This is a genomic window from Citrobacter sp. Colony219, from assembly GCF_019382635.1.
Taxonomy (GTDB): Bacteria; Pseudomonadota; Gammaproteobacteria; order Enterobacterales; family Enterobacteriaceae; genus Citrobacter; species Citrobacter youngae.
This window is the reverse complement of sequence record NZ_CP080033.1, coordinates 3,344,663-3,360,408: the sequence shown is the minus strand read 5'-3', so window position 1 is coordinate 3,360,408 and position 15,746 is coordinate 3,344,663. Positions and strand designations below refer to the sequence as shown.

The window sequence follows — 15,746 nt, the reverse complement described above, 5'->3', positions numbered from 1 at the left end:
GGGTTTGCCGCCATGTTTGATCGCGCCGCGCTGCCTTTCGCACTGGTGACGTTTTTCATGACCTTCTCTTACGCAGGCGTTTCCGCCTTCCTGGCACTGTATGCCCGCGAATTGGATTTGATGGCAGCCGCCAGTAATTTCCTGCTGTGCTACGCTATTTGCCTGATGGTCTGCCGAACCTTTACCGGCAATATCTGTGATAGAAAAGGGCCGAAATACGTGGTTTATCCGTGCTTACTGGCCTTCACCGTTGGGTTGGTGGCGCTGGGTTACACCAACGGGAGTATCATGATGATTCTGGCAGGAGGATTAATTGGTATTGGTTATGGCTCAGTGACGCCTGTGTTTCAGACGCAAATTATTAGTTCAGTGGAGCCGCACAAAATCGGTGTTGCCAATTCGCTGTTTTTCAATGCAATGGACGCGGGAATGGCGATTGGTGCGTTCATTATGGGGATGATGGTTGAAGGCGTGGGGTATCGGGCGATTTACCTGGTCGGGGCTTTGCTGGTGGTGCTGGCCGGGGCGTTGTATATCATGCAGATGAAAAAACGCCCAGACGTGGTATTGGTCTCCACGCATGAAGTCCACTAAGCACTACATTTCAATCTCAATATCCCCGTTTGCCCGGCAACAGCAGGGCAATATCTCACCCGGCTGAATAAAGGCCAGAGGTTCTGCAATCCAGTCAACCTGTCCCGCCACCAGGCGGGTACGGCAGGAACCGCAGTAACCTTCACGGCACTGATACTCGACTTCGATGTTGTGCGATTCGAGCGCGGCGAGCAGGGAAGGATGTTCATCCTGGCACAGCAGTTGTGTGCCAGAGATGCGCAGAGTAACGCGCCCCATCAGAGCTGGAAATTACTCAGGTCGTCGGTATCAACTTCGGCGTCGATTTGGCCGACCAGGTAAGAGCTGACTTCCACTTCCTGCGGTGCAACCTGGACGTTATCGGATACCAGCCAGGTATTGATCCACGGGATCGGGTTAGAGCGTGTCTGGAATGGCAAGTCAAGGCCAACAGCCTGCATACGGATATTGGTGATGTACTCAACGTACTGGCACAGGATATCTTTGTTCAGACCGATCATCGAACCGTCACGGAACAGATAATCCGCCCACTCTTTTTCCTGCAGCGCGGCCTGTACAAACAGGTCATAGCACTCTTGTTTACACTCTTCGGCGATTTCCGCCATTTCCGGATCGTCCACGCCGCTGCGCAACAGGTTCAGCATATGCTGGGTGCCGGTCAGATGCAGGGCTTCATCACGGGCAATCAGACGAATGATTTTTGCATTACCTTCCATCAGTTCGCGTTCTGCAAAAGCGAAAGAGCAGGCAAAGCTGACGTAGAAGCGAATCGCTTCCAGCGCGTTAACGCTCATCAGGCACAGATACAGTTTTTTCTTCAGTTCACGCAGGTTGACGACAACCGTTTTACCATTGACTGTATGGGTGCCTTCGCCCAGCAGATGCCAGTAGCTGGTCATCTCGATCAACTCATCGTAGTAGCTGGAAATGCCTTCCGCGCGTTTCTGGATCTGTTCGTTGGTGACGATATCGTCGAACACCACCGCAGGATCGTTCACGATGTTACGAATGATGTGGGTGTAGGAGCGGGAATGGATCGTTTCAGAAAACGCCCACGTTTCCACCCAGGTTTCCAGCTCAGGGATAGAAATCAGCGGCAGCAGCGCCACGTTCGGGCTACGTCCCTGAATAGAGTCCAGCAGCGTCTGATACTTCAGGTTGCTGATGAAGATATGTTTTTCATGTTCCGGCAGTGCCTGGAAGTCAATGCGGTCACGTGAAACGTCGACTTCTTCCGGACGCCAGAAGAAAGAGAGCTGCTTTTCGATCAGTTTTTCGAAGATGTCATATTTTTGCTGATCGTAGCGGGCGACGTTCACCGGCTGGCCGAAAAACATCGGTTCCAGAAGCTGGTCATTTTTCGTCTGTGAAAAAGTGGTGTATGCCATTGATGTGAATCCTTTGTGGGATGAGCGCCGGAGGCGGTGCAAGCACCTTGTCCGGCCTACAAACCGTGCAATCGTGGCCGGGTAAGCGTAGCGCCACCCGGCATCATTCATCAGATCTTACATGCGCCGCTTTCGCAGCCATCATCCTGAATGGATGGCACCAGATCGTCCTGAGAATCTTCCGCACCGTCGCGGGTGTTCTGATAATACAGCGTTTTGACACCAAATTTGTAGGCGGTGAGCAGGTCTTTCAGTAACTGCTGCATCGGCACTTTTCCTGATGGGAAGCGTGACGGATCGTAGTTGGTGTTGGCAGAAATCGACTGATCGATAAATTTCTGCATGATCCCTACCAGTTGCAGATACCCGTCATTGTTCGGCATCTCCCACAGCAGTTCGTACGCGTCGTGCAGGTGTTCGTAGTCCGGCACAACCTGGCGCAGAATGCCATCTTTCGATGCTTTAATGCTCACGTAGCCGCGCGGCGGTTCAATGCCGTTAGTGGCGTTGGAGATCTGCGAAGAGGTCTCCGACGGCATCAGCGCGGACAGCGTGGAGTTACGCAGACCGTGGGTCTTAATGGACTCACGCAGTTGCTCCCAGTCCAGGTGCAACGGCTCGTTGGCAATGGCATCGAGGTCTTTCTTATAGGTATCGATCGGCAAAATACCCTGCGCATAGGTGGTTTCGTTGAACCATGGGCATGCGCCTTGCTCTTTTGCCAGTTCGTTAGAGGCTTTCAGCAGGTAATACTGAATAGCTTCAAAGGTTTTGTGAGTCAGATTGTTCGCGCTGCCGTCAGAATAACGCTTACCGTTTTTCGCCAGCCAGTAGGCGTAGTTGATTACGCCAATACCCAGCGTACGACGGCCCATGGCGCCACGTTTAGCGGCCGGAATTGGATAATCCTGGTAATCGAGCAGCGCATCGAGAGCACGCACAGCCAGTACGGCCAGCTCTTCCAGCTCGCTCAGATCTTTGATTGCCCCCAGGTTGAATGCGGACAACGTACACAGCGCGATTTCACCGTTTTCGTCGTTAACGTCGGTCAACGGTTTGGTCGGCAGGGCGATTTCCAGACACAGGTTGGACTGGCGTACCGGTGCGACAGCCGGATCAAACGGGCTGTGGGTGTTGCAGTGGTCAACGTTCTGAATGTAGATGCGACCAGTAGAAGCACGTTCCTGCATCATCAGCGAGAACAGCTCAACCGCTTTCACGCGCTGTTTGCGGATGCTGTCGTCGTTTTCATATTTTGTGTACAGGCGTTCAAACTCGTCCTGATCGGCGAAGAATGCGTCGTACAGACCCGGGACGTCGGACGGGCTAAACAGAGTGATGTCACCGCCTTTCAGCAGGCGGGTATACATCAGCTTGTTGATTTGTACACCGTAGTCCATGTGACGCACGCGGTTGCCTTCGACGCCGCGGTTGTTTTTCAGCACCAGCAGGCTTTCAACTTCCAGATGCCACATCGGGTAGAACAACGTGGCAGCACCGCCGCGAACGCCGCCCTGGGAGCAGGATTTCACCGCCGTCTGGAAGTGCTTGTAGAACGGAATACAGCCGGTGTGGAACGCTTCACCGCCGCGAATCGGGCTACCCAGCGCACGGATGCGACCCGCGTTGATACCAATGCCAGCACGCTGAGAAACGTATTTTACAACCGCGCTGGACGTGGCGTTAATCGAATCCAGGCTGTCGCCACACTCGATCAGTACACAGGAACTGAACTGACGGGTTGGGGTGCGCACGCCGGACATGATGGGGGTTGGCAGCGAAATTTTAAACGTAGAAACGGCGTCGTAGAAACGTTTAACGTATTCCAGACGGGTTTCACGCGGGTAGTTAGAAAACAGGCAGGCTGCTACCAGAATGTAGAGGAACTGTGCGCTTTCATAGATCTCACCGGTAACACGGTTTTGCACCAGATATTTGCCCTCTAACTGCTTCACTGCAGCATAAGAGAAGGTCATATCACGGTCGTGCACGATGAACGAGTCCATCTGCTTGAACTCTTCTTCCGTGTAGTCTTCCAGCAGATGATTGTCGTATTTGCCCATTTCAACCATTTTGACCACATGGTCGAACAGTTTTGGCGGCTCAAACTCGCCGTAGGCTTTTTTACGCAGGTGGAAAATTGCCAGGCGAGCAGCCAGGTACTGATAATCCGGCGCGTCGCGGGAGATCAGGTCTGCAGCTGCTTTGATGATTGTTTCATGGATATCGGAAGTCTTGATACCGTCATAAAACTGAATGTGGGAGCGCAACTCGACCTGTGAAATCGATACGTTATTCAGTCCTTCTGCCGCCCAATCCAGAACTCGATGGATTTTGTCGAGATTGATGCGCTCTGTACTACCATCACGCTTTGTCACCAGCAGACTCTGATTCATGTGGTTTTTACCTGTCCGTGAAAGAAAAAATATCCCCCATATTATCCACAGTGCCACGTTGTGACTAAGTCTGTGGATAAATACTATATGTAGGGGTTGTTTGATAAAATAGACGCTATATGGTGAGTATTCTAGTAGGGATTCTTTTCAGCACAAGAGTTGATTTTGAGGTTAAATTGAGGTTGCAAAAGGGTAAGAATCGCTAAGTGCGCGTCTTATAAGGCCTGGCGGGGATGTCAATAATTGAGAAAAAAAATAGAAAATTTGATCGAGTGCTGATTTCTTCATCTAAGGCAAAGAAAGTTCTTATGATCTGGCACAAAAATTGCCCTGAGACGCCTACTCAGGATCAGTAGGCGATGCATAATCACGTAGGCCTGATAAGCGAAGCGCCATCAGGCGTTAAAGCCCGGAGTCGTGCCGGATGGCGGCGCTGGCGCGCATTATCCGGCCTACAATCCAGCGTCATCAGGCCATGAGTGCCGGTTTATTCGCTTTTGGCGGTGGTATGTACCATATAGTTCACATCCACGCCGGGGCCCAGTTTAAAGGTGTTGGTAATGGGGTTGTAGTGCAGGCCGGTCATATGACGCTCTTTCAGTACGGTCTGGTCAACCCACTCTAACAGTTCAGCGGGCTTAATAAATTTTTTCACATCGTGCGTACCTTTAGGCACCATGCGCAGAATATATTCCGCGCCGACCACCGCCATCAGCCAGGATTTGCCGTTGCGGTTAAGCGTGGAGAAAAACACTTCGCCGCCCGGTTTAACCAGTCTGGCACAGGCCCTGACAACCGACTGCGGGTCTGGTACGTGTTCCAGCATTTCCATACAGGTGACGACGTCATACTGGTGCGCATATTTCTCGGCGTGTTCTTCGACTGTCTCCTGCACATACTCAACATGAATGCCACTTTCCAGCGCATGCAGTTTTGCCACCTGTAAGGGTTCAAACCCCATATCCAGGCCGGTGACTGTTGCGCCTTCACGCGCCATGCTTTCTGCCAGAATCCCGCCGCCGCAGCCGACGTCGAGTACCTTTTTACCAAACAGACCACCTGACCGTTCGGCGATATAGCCCAGACGCAGCGGATTTATGCGGTGCAGAGGCTTAAATTCACCCTCAAGATCCCACCAGCGCGACGCGACTGCTTCAAATTTGGCAATTTCTTCATGGTCAACGTTGTGAGTTACCGGGGGTTTTTCGGCATTCATTGGGGCTTCTACTCCTAAATTTGCGATGCAAACGAGTATATCAGCCTGACGGGATGAATAAAGCCTCTGTCTGGGGGAATCCATTTACCTGAATCTTCACGTATGTGTTATAATTTGCGACCTTTGAATCCGGGATACAGTAGAGGGATAGCGGTTAGATGAGCGACCTTGCGAGAGAAATTACACCGGTCAACATTGAGGAAGAGCTGAAGAGCTCCTATCTGGATTATGCGATGTCGGTCATTGTTGGCCGTGCGCTGCCGGACGTCCGAGATGGCCTGAAGCCGGTACACCGTCGCGTACTTTACGCCATGAACGTATTGGGCAACGACTGGAATAAAGCCTATAAAAAATCTGCCCGTGTCGTTGGTGACGTAATCGGTAAATACCACCCTCATGGTGATACCGCCGTTTACGACACCATTGTTCGTATGGCGCAGCCATTTTCCTTGCGTTACATGCTGGTGGATGGTCAGGGTAACTTTGGTTCTGTCGATGGCGACTCCGCAGCTGCGATGCGTTATACGGAAATCCGTATGTCGAAAATCGCCCACGAGCTGATGGCTGACCTGGAAAAAGAAACGGTTGATTTCGTCGATAACTACGACGGCACCGAACGCATTCCAGACGTTATGCCAACCAAAATTCCTAACCTGCTGGTGAACGGTTCGTCCGGTATCGCGGTAGGTATGGCAACCAATATTCCGCCGCACAACCTGACGGAAGTGGTCAACGGCTGTCTGGCATATATTGACGATGAAGACATCAGCATTGAAGGGCTGATGGAACATATTCCGGGTCCGGACTTCCCGACCGCAGCGATCATCAATGGTCGTCGTGGTATCGAAGAAGCTTACCGTACCGGTCGCGGCAAGGTATACATTCGCGCACGTGCAGAAGTCGAAGCTGACGCGAAAACTGGCCGCGAAACCATCATCGTGCATGAAATTCCGTATCAGGTGAACAAAGCACGCCTGATCGAGAAAATCGCCGAGCTGGTAAAAGATAAACGCGTTGAAGGCATCAGCGCGCTGCGTGACGAGTCTGACAAAGACGGTATGCGCATCGTGATTGAAGTGAAACGCGATGCGGTCGGGGAAGTGGTGCTGAACAACCTCTACTCCCAGACCCAACTGCAGGTTTCTTTCGGTATCAACATGGTTGCGCTGCACCATGGTCAGCCGAAGATCATGAACCTGAAAGAGATTATCGCTGCATTTGTTCGTCACCGTCGTGAAGTGGTTACTCGCCGTACTATTTTTGAACTGCGTAAAGCCCGCGACCGTGCGCACATCCTCGAAGCGCTGGCGATTGCTCTTGCCAACATCGATCCGATCATCGAACTGATCCGTCGTGCGCCGACCCCGGCAGAAGCGAAAGCGGCGCTGGTTGCGCGCTCCTGGGAACTGGGGAACGTCTCTGCCATGCTGGAACGTGCGGGTGATGACGCTGCGCGTCCTGAGTGGCTGGAACCTGAGTTTGGCGTGCGTGATGGTCAGTACTACCTGACTGAACAGCAGGCCCAGGCGATTCTGGATCTGCGTCTGCAGAAACTGACCGGCCTTGAGCATGAAAAACTGCTCGACGAATACAAAGAGCTGCTGGAGCAGATCGCCGAACTGTTGCACATTCTGGGCAGTGCCGATCGTCTGATGGAAGTTATCCGTGAAGAGATGGAGCTGGTTCGCGAGCAGTTCGGCGACGCGCGTCGTACCGAAATCACCGCGAACAGCGCTGACATCAACATCGAAGATCTGATTAGCCAGGAAGATGTTGTCGTGACCTTGTCTCATCAGGGCTACGTGAAATATCAGCCGTTAACCGACTACGAAGCACAGCGTCGTGGCGGGAAAGGTAAATCAGCAGCACGCATTAAAGAAGAAGACTTTATCGACCGCCTGCTGGTGGCCAACACCCATGACACGATCCTCTGCTTCTCCAGCCGCGGTCGTTTGTACTGGATGAAGGTTTATCAGTTGCCAGAAGCCAGCCGTGGCGCGCGTGGACGTCCAATCGTCAACCTGCTGCCGCTGGAAGCTAACGAACGTATTACCGCGATTCTGCCAGTACGCGAGTACGAAGAGGGCGTTAACGTCTTCATGGCGACCGCCAGCGGTACCGTGAAGAAAACGGCGCTGACCGAGTTCAGCCGTCCGCGTTCAGCCGGTATCATTGCGGTTAATCTGAACGAAGGCGACGAACTGATTGGCGTTGACCTGACGTCCGGTTCCGATGAAGTCATGCTGTTCTCTGCTGCCGGTAAAGTGGTGCGCTTCAAAGAAGACGCCGTTCGTGCGATGGGGCGTACCGCGACCGGTGTACGTGGTATCAAGCTGGCCGGGGAAGATAAAGTTGTTTCTCTGATTGTTCCGCGCGGTGAAGGTGCCATCCTGACCGTGACGCAGAACGGCTACGGTAAGCGTACCGCAGCGGAAGAGTATCCGACGAAGTCTCGTGCGACGCAGGGCGTTATCTCCATCAAAGTCACCGAACGCAACGGCTCTGTTGTTGGCGCGGTACAGGTTGAAGATACTGACCAGATCATGATGATCACCGATGCCGGTACGCTGGTGCGTACACGCGTGTCGGAAATCAGCGTGGTAGGGCGTAACACCCAGGGCGTGATCCTCATCCGTACTGCGGAAGATGAAAACGTTGTGGGCCTGCAACGTGTTGCTGAACCGGTTGATGATGAAGAGCTCGACTCCATCGACGGCAGCGCTGCGGAAGGGGACGAGGATATCGCTCCTGAAGCTGAAAGCGACGATGATGCGGCAGACGACGCAGAAGAGTAATTAAGTTGTGATGAGAAGGGCCGGAGAAATCCGGCCCTTTTTTTTAGTTCATGCGCTCCACGATCATCGCAATACCCTGGCCGCCGCCGATACACAGCGTTGCCAGACCGAGCGTTTTATCCCGTGCCTGTAACGCGTGCAGCAATGTGACCAGAATACGCGCGCCGCTGGCGCCGATAGGGTGACCCAGCGCAATCGCACCACCGTTAACGTTGACCTTTTGTGCATCAAACCCCAGTGTTTTACCCACCGCAAGAAACTGCGCGGCAAAGGCTTCGTTAGCTTCGATAAGATCGATATCCGACAGTTGCAGTCCGCTCCGTTGTAGCGCTTTTTGCGTGGCAGGAACGGGTCCCATGCCCATCATCGCCGGGGCGACGCCGCCGCTGGCCCAGGCTTTGATCCGCGCCAGCGGTTTTAGCCCAGCCGCCAGTGCTGCCGACTCTTCCATTACCACCAGAGCGGCAGCACCGTCGTTAATCCCCGAGGCGTTGCCAGCGGTAACAGTACCTGCTTTGTCGAAGGCCGGACGCAATGCGGCAAGACCTTCCGCCGTGGAGTCTGCCTTGGGAAACTCATCGCGTTCAAAAATGAGGGTTTTCTTACGTGATTGCACGCTGACAGGGACGATTTCGGCCTGGAAAGCGCCGGACTCTATTGCGGCAATGGCTTTCTGCTGTGATAACAGTGCCAGTTCATCCTGCATTTCGCGGCTGATACCGTACTCTTTAGCGACGTTCTCGGCGGTAATCCCCATATGATAGCCATGTTCGGCGCAGATCAGCCCATCGCGCAGAATGACGTCTGCCAATTGCCCGTCACCGAGGCGATATCCCCAACGGGCTTTCGCGTCTAACAGGTAGGGGGCCAGGCTCATGTTTTCCATCCCCCCTGCGACGATCGCCTGGGCTTGTCCGGCTTTGATTGCCTGGGCGGCAAGCGCCACGCTTTTCAGGCCGGATCCGCACACTTTGTTGACGGTGAAGCCGCAAACGGTGTCGGAAAGACCGCTTCTTAGCAATGCCTGACGCGCCGGATTCTGTCCCAGGCCGGCCTGCAGTACGTTACCCATAATCACTTCTTCAACCTGCTGCGGATCAAGATGAGCGCGCTCGATTGCCGCTTTTATCACGGTTGATCCCAACTCGATAGCACTGGTGGTCGCCAGTGCGCCATTAAAGCTACCGATTGCGGTACGTGCCGCGCTGACAATGACACAGTTTTTCATTTTTCTGTTCCTTTATGTAAGTAATGGCTGTCAGAACAAGGTCAATCCAATGACAAAAATGACGCCTGAGAAGAGCAGGGCGGTGATGCAGTACCCCATGATGTCGCGCACCCCCAATCCGGCGATAGCCAATGCAGGTAGCGCCCAGAACGGCTGCGCCATGTTCATCCACTGCTCGCCATAGGCGATAGCCATCACTGACTTACCAAGATCGGCACCAAGCGCCTGAGCGGCGGGTATGACGAACGGTCCCTGAATAACCCAATGGCCGCCGCCGGATGGCACAGCAAAGTTAATCAGTGCTGAACTGAAGAAGGTCATCAGCGGGAAGGTGTCTTTGTTGGCGACGTTGATGAAGAACTCGGTAATCAATCCGCCGAGACCAGAGTGCTCCATCATCAATTGAATACCGGCGTAGAAGGGGAACTGCACCAGGATGCCGGCGGTGCTACGTGCGGCAGCGCTAACGGCACGCATATAGGCCATCGGCGTTTTATGCAGCAGCAGACCGGCAATCATAAACATCAGATTGACGGTGTTGATGGTGATGTTGAAGCCTTTCTCGGTGAAATAGAGGGCCAGATAAGCAATCCCTAATGCCCCGATGATCAGGGCCAGAATGCGGCTCTCTTCCAGTTTTTCCGATGGTGGAGCGTCGGGTGGCAGTTTTTTCTGGAAATCAGCTTCTTCCAGTAACAGCTTCGGATCGATGCTTACCACATCGGAAGGTTTTGGCGTCATCATGCGTGTGATGAACGGCATTACGACGATCAGTGCCACGGTGATGAAGATGTTGAAACCGGTAAATAGCGTGTCTGCGACCGGAATTAACCCTGCGACGTGCTCAACCGGGTTGCCTGGCGTTGCCGCCAGCAATGGCATTGAACCGGAGAAGCCACCCCCCCAGGTGAGAAAACCGATGTAGGCACAAGCAATCAGCAGGGGATAGTCGGAGCCGGGTACCCGGCGTGCGACTTCACGGGCAAACATCGCCCCCACTACCAGACCAAAACCCCAGTTGATGACGCAGGCGACTGAACCGAAAAACGTCACCAGCATGACACCCTGAGCGGGGGTTTTGGCGGCAGACGCCGCCGTACGCAGCAGACTTTTTACCGGTCCTGAACTGGCTAACGCATGGCCTGTGACGATGATCAGCGCCATCTGCATACCAAACGCCAGCAGGTTCCAGAAACCATCACCCCAGAATCTCACCATGCTGACTGGCGTTTGTGGCGTCAGCCACAGCGCGATGCCGAAGGTCAACAGCGTTAGCAGCATGGCGAAAATTAGCGGATCAGGCAGCCAGCGGCTGACCACGCGCGTCATAAAACGAGCAATGCGGCCGATCATGCATCACCTCGCAGGATAATCAGCTCGGCGGCGACATCAAACTGCGCTTCGGTTTTTTCACGCAGCGTGGCGATATCGCATCCTTCCGCGATTTCCGTAAGCCACATTTTGCCGTCAATGAAGCGGAAAACGGCGAGTTCGGTGACCAGCATATGCACCGCATGTTGTGCCGTCAGCGGCATGGTGCAATGTCGGAGGATCTTCGCTGAGCCGTCTTTTGCGCAATGCTCCATGGCGATAATGACTTTACGCGCACCGGTTACCAGATCCATTGCGCCACCCATGCCGGGTACCATTTTGCCGGGAACGACCCAGTTGGCGAGGTTGGCCTGCTCATCGACCTGTAACCCACCGAGCACGCAGGCATCGACATGGCCCCCACGAATTAACGCAAACGACATGGCGCTATCAAACATCGCCGCGCCTGGCAAAATACCGCACGGTTGCCCACCGGCGTTTACCAGGTCGGGATGCGCAGTTGTGACCGGACCCAGACCGAGAAAACCATTTTCTGACTGCAATGTGATATGAATGTCAGCGGGCAGGTAGTTGGCAACCATCGTCGGCAGACCAATCCCCAGGTTGACGACATCCCCATCGTGAAGCTCAAGCGCCACACGGCGCGCAATACGTTGTTTAGCATCCATGATTAGCTCTCCTGTGGAATGACGATATGGTCGATAACGGCACCAGGGGTGACGATCTGGTCTGGCTGGAGTTCACCCATCTCGACCATTTCATCCGGTTCAACCAGTGTGATGTCGGCGGCAAGGGCAATCAGTGGGTTAAAATTACGGGCGCTAAGTTGATAAGTGAGGTTGCCAAGCGTGTCTGCGCGGTGTGCGCGGATCAGCGCTAAATCGGCACGTAATGGACGTTCGAGCAACCAGACTCTGCCATCGAGCGTCATGGTCTGCTTGCCATCTTCTACTACGGTGCCGACACCGGTTGGCGTCAGAAAACCGCCAAGGCCTGCGCCACCGCAGCGAATTTGCTCAATCAGAGTGCCTTGCGGCACCAGTTGTACGTCCATTTCGCCGGCAATCATGCGGCGACCGGTTTCAGGGTTGGTGCCAATGTGCGAGGCAATCACTTTGCTCACGCGACCGTTGACGATTAAGGGGCCGATACCGGTATCGACAAATGCGGTATCGTTGGCAATTAACGTCAAATCTCTGACGCCAGATTCAAGTAAGGCTTCGACAAGGCGAGGTGGCGTGCCAACCCCCATAAAACCGCCGACCATGATGGTCATGCCGTCACGAAAGAAGCTCGCTGCGTCTTGTAAAGTAATCAGTTTTGTTTTCATTATGTTTCCCTTTTGCATACTCCATTTTGGGTACGCTCAGGGAATTGCAAGCCGGGTGCCAGAATGATAAATGGCAAAATTATTTTTTAATTATTTGAATTTTATGGTTTATTTTTTATTGTCTGGCGAGAGGAAGGTGGAGTTGCTATGCAGAATTTTGCACACTGCGCAAAACTCTGCATAGCAAATTTAGGTATCAGGAGCCTGACGGATCAATGCCATACTCTTGCAATTTGTACATCAGAGCGCGCCGACTGATCCCCAGCATTAGCGCGGTGCGGGTGCGGTTGCCATCCTGATTGTCCAGCACCTCAAGGATGATGCGTTTTTCCTCACGCTTAATTTCTTCCTTCAGATTGCGTTCTCCGGTCTGAACTGCTTTTACTTCTGTTACGGTACTGACAGGTGATCGGAACTGCGCAGGCAGGTCTTCGGCAAAAATCACCGCGCCGGTATTCATGACCACTGCACGTTCGATGACGTTAGACAGTTCACGAATGTTTCCTGGCCATGGCCAGGCTGTAAGCATGGACATCGCCGTTGGATCGATCTCAATGATATCCCGCTGATTTTCTGAGCTAAATTTTTGTAAAAAGTGATTCGCTAACAGAGCGATGTCTTCGCGGCGTTCGCGTAACGGGGGAAGGGTCAGATGAATCACGTTGAGCCGGTAAAACAGGTCTTCGCGGAACGTTCCTTCCTTCACCATTGTTTGCAGGCAGCGATTGGTGGCAGCAACAATACGGATATCGACGCGAATAGTTTGGTGTCCGCCGATGCGCTCGAACTCTCTTTCCTGCAAAATACGCAGCAGTTTGGCCTGCAGAACCAGCGGCATTTCACCAATCTCGTCGAGCAGAAGCGTTCCCTGATGCGCACGTTCGAACAGTCCCTGGCGTAGGGTTTGTGCGCCGGTAAATGCCCCCTTTTCGTGACCAAACAGTTCGCTTTCCAGTAATGATTCCGGTAAGGCCGCACAGTTGATTTTGATAAAGGGACCGTTGGCGCGTCTGCTGTTGTAGTGGATGGCGCGGGCAATCAGCTCTTTTCCTGTGCCACTTTCACCGCTAATCAGTACGTTCGCCTGTGAGAGGGCGATTTTTGCCGTGTCTTTACAAATATCCATCATCACCGGGCTGTTAGTCAGGATATGCCCCCATTGCCAGCTGGTGCTTAGCGCCTGATGTAGATTGCGGATCTCCTGCTTCATTGCCTGAAGCTGTAGTGCGCGCTGAATGACCAGATTGAGCTCATCCAAATCAAAGGGTTTAATCACATAGTCAAACGCGCCGCTACGGAGAGCCTCCACTGCGGTCTCCACTTCGGCGTAGGCCGTCATCAGAATAACGGGGATCCGCGGCTGCTGGGCGCGCATGACTTTCAAAGCATCAATACCGTCCATCTCTGGCATGCGGATGTCCATCAGTACCACGTCAGGATGCGTATCAGCAAACAGAGTCAGCGCGGCTTTTCCATCGCTGGCGCAGTGCGTCTCATGCCCTTGCAGGGAAAACGCAGTGGCAAGCATACGGCGAACATTTTCTTCGTCATCAACGATGAGAATACGGTAGGTCGTTTTCATTCTGACGGATTTCCCTGCGGGTTAAGAGGTAAAATCAGGGTGAAGGTTGCGCCGCAGCCCGGCATACTTGTCACGTGGATATCCCCCTGATGCGCGTTGATAATGCGCTGGCTTAGCGCCAGTCCAAGACCCGTACCTGATGCTTTGGTCGTAAAGAAGGGGTCGAATATTTTCTTCTGAATGGCAATATCGATACCGTTGCCATTATCTTCAATCATCACCGCCTGCTGTGAGGCCGAGTATTGCCAGGTGCGGATTCGAATTTCGCCCCGTGCGGCTATCGCCTGCACCGCATTGATTAAAATATTGAGGATCACCTGCTTGAGGAGTTCGCGATCGGCGACGATGGCTGGCAGGCTGGTATCTAATTCCGTGGTAAACGTGATTCGAGCCTGTAGGCCCGCGGTTTGCACGAGGATCAGCGTTTCTTCAATCAACGCATTGAGCTGTACCTGCTGCCACTGGCTTTGTCGCGGGCGTGAGAAATCCAACAGTTGTTGGATGACTTTATTGATTGAGTCAATTTCGTTCAGCACAACGGATAAATATTCCTGATGTTCTGGTAAAGATGTTTGTTGGCGGATGATCTGTACATAGCCACGGATTGCTGTCAGCGGGTTACGTACCTCATGCGCCACTCCAGCCATCAACTCGCCGAGTGTCGCGAGCCTTTCCGTTTGTGCCAGCCGGCGCTGTGTCTCTTTGCGGGCCGTTAAATCAGAGAAGATCACCAGAGCTCCGATTAGTTCGCCATGCGCGTTATGGATCCTGCTGGTGGTGACGCTTATTTCAATAGTGCGGTCGCGGCCAGGAAAACTCACCTCCTGGGCGACATGTTCGGTGCCGTGCTCCAGCGTATCCAGTACCGGGCTGGAGAACTGAGTATCGGCAAAGAGGGTTGCATAGGGTTGTCCGACCAGTTCATGCAACTGATAGCCAGTGATTTGCTCTGCCGCCGGATTCATGGTGGTGACATCACCCTGTCTGTCGATGGCAATGACGCCGTCTGCTGCGTTCTCAATTATCAGGTCGTTAAGGGTTTTGGTTTCCCGAAGCGTTTGTGCCAGCGCATTGACGCTGCGGCTGATTTGCCCCAGTTCGCCGGGCAGTTCAGGCAGGCGGGCAGGTGTTTTTTGCGCCAGCGTGGAGAGGCCGTCGGTGATAATATCGATATTCGCACTGAGACGGCGAGAGAAAAGCACAATCAACAGCAGGCTACTGATGAGTCCGGCAGCCAGTACGGCAATGATCCTGACGTCCATTTTCCAGGCTTGCTGGCGGATATCTTCCGTTAGTTCATTCGCCCAGATATAGCCAATGACTTCACCTTGCCGTTCGATGGGGATCATGGAGTTGAGGATGTCGCCACGAACCTGTCGTCCGGAAAAAACCACAGGTGCGTTGCTGCGCATCACTTCGCGACCGGGGTGATCCTCGGTGATGGTGATACCGACATTACTTTGGTACAACGCAGAGGGGGCGTAGGTGATGATTGCATCCAGTGCTTTGTTGTAATACCCCGCACCGATGCCAGGAAATGCCTGGGTGATCCGTTCGGTGATGGGCCCCAACTCAAGATTCAGCGCCCGAATGCGCGCTTCACGCGGTAAATCCGCGTAGTGGCTAAAGCGATCGCCCAGCGCGCCGTTAAGCAGAGTGAGCACCGATGACAGTTTTTTCTCTTTTTCAGATAAGACTGCTGACCGGCCTTCGGTTTCTACGATATAACCAATAGAAATCGTCGGCACAATGACCATCAGAATGGCCATCATGATCATTTGGTTGCGTAAACGTCGCGGGTATAAACGACGCGTCAGCCATCTCAGCTTGCGCATTCTCACATCCGTGCAGTGTTTTTTAGGCAAACGACGATTATCAGGGGTTA

General features: G+C 53.4%; 12 protein-coding genes. 2 read left to right on the top strand and 10 right to left on the bottom strand.

Features of this window, described 5'->3' with window-relative positions; all coding sequences use genetic code 11:
• Positions 1–594, top strand: a 594-nt coding sequence (locus tag JTI85_RS21505) for an MFS transporter (RefSeq protein ID WP_255574801.1), incomplete at its 5' end; no start/stop codon positions are given.
• A gap of 3 nt (positions 595–597) precedes the next feature.
• On the opposite strand, the gene yfaE is transcribed toward JTI85_RS21505, so the two are convergent.
• From yfaE to ubiG, 4 genes are all read right to left on the bottom strand, one after another.
• The gene (gene yfaE / locus JTI85_RS15140) at positions 598–852 is read right to left on the bottom strand and encodes a ferredoxin-like diferric-tyrosyl radical cofactor maintenance protein YfaE (RefSeq protein WP_061068202.1); all 255 of its coding nucleotides are present in this window, start codon (positions 850–852) and stop codon (positions 598–600) included.
• Positions 852–1,982, bottom strand: coding sequence for a class Ia ribonucleoside-diphosphate reductase subunit beta (gene nrdB, locus JTI85_RS15135; protein ID WP_003834668.1), 1,131 nt, complete (start codon positions 1,980–1,982; stop codon positions 852–854). Before nrdB ends, yfaE begins: the two co-directional genes overlap by 1 nt.
• Positions 1,983–2,092: 110 nt before the next feature.
• Complete coding sequence (nrdA, locus tag JTI85_RS15130) at positions 2,093–4,378, bottom strand: class 1a ribonucleoside-diphosphate reductase subunit alpha (protein ID WP_219351693.1); 2,286 nt, start codon at positions 4,376–4,378, stop codon at positions 2,093–2,095.
• Positions 4,379–4,865: 487 nt separating this feature from the next.
• On the bottom strand, positions 4,866–5,594 hold the full coding sequence (gene ubiG, locus JTI85_RS15125; protein ID WP_048211104.1) for a bifunctional 2-polyprenyl-6-hydroxyphenol methylase/3-demethylubiquinol 3-O-methyltransferase UbiG: 729 nt from the start codon (positions 5,592–5,594) through the stop codon (positions 4,866–4,868).
• A gap of 158 nt (positions 5,595–5,752) precedes the next feature.
• Here ubiG and gyrA point away from each other — a divergent pair, with 158 nt between their 5' ends.
• A complete protein-coding gene (gyrA, locus tag JTI85_RS15120; protein WP_048211105.1) occupies positions 5,753–8,389 on the top strand; it encodes a DNA topoisomerase (ATP-hydrolyzing) subunit A in 2,637 nt (878 codons plus the stop codon).
• A 43-nt stretch (positions 8,390–8,432) separates the two neighbouring features.
• On the opposite strand, the gene JTI85_RS15115 is transcribed toward gyrA, so the two are convergent.
• From JTI85_RS15115 to atoS, 6 genes are all read right to left on the bottom strand, one after another.
• On the bottom strand, positions 8,433–9,617 hold the full coding sequence (locus tag JTI85_RS15115) for an acetyl-CoA C-acetyltransferase (RefSeq protein WP_137364524.1): 1,185 nt from the start codon (positions 9,615–9,617) through the stop codon (positions 8,433–8,435).
• Positions 9,618–9,647: 30 nt separating this feature from the next.
• Positions 9,648–10,970: a TIGR00366 family protein gene (locus JTI85_RS15110; RefSeq protein ID WP_219351692.1), complete on the bottom strand. Its 1,323-nt coding sequence runs from the start codon at positions 10,968–10,970 to the stop codon at positions 9,648–9,650.
• A complete protein-coding gene (locus JTI85_RS15105; protein ID WP_048211108.1) occupies positions 10,967–11,617 on the bottom strand; it encodes a 3-oxoacid CoA-transferase subunit B in 651 nt (216 codons plus the stop codon). Before JTI85_RS15105 ends, JTI85_RS15110 begins: the two co-directional genes overlap by 4 nt.
• 2 nt (positions 11,618–11,619) lie before the next feature.
• The gene (atoD, locus tag JTI85_RS15100; protein WP_121584838.1) at positions 11,620–12,279 is read right to left on the bottom strand and encodes an acetate CoA-transferase subunit alpha; all 660 of its coding nucleotides are present in this window, start codon (positions 12,277–12,279) and stop codon (positions 11,620–11,622) included.
• A 196-nt stretch (positions 12,280–12,475) separates the two neighbouring features.
• Positions 12,476–13,861, bottom strand: coding sequence for an acetoacetate metabolism transcriptional regulator AtoC (gene atoC, locus JTI85_RS15095; RefSeq protein WP_048211110.1), 1,386 nt, complete (start codon positions 13,859–13,861; stop codon positions 12,476–12,478).
• Entirely contained in the window at positions 13,858–15,696 is a 1,839-nt protein-coding gene (atoS, locus tag JTI85_RS15090) for a two-component system sensor histidine kinase AtoS (protein ID WP_048211111.1), read from the bottom strand. Before atoS ends, atoC begins: the two co-directional genes overlap by 4 nt.
• Positions 15,697–15,746 lie beyond the last annotated feature (50 nt).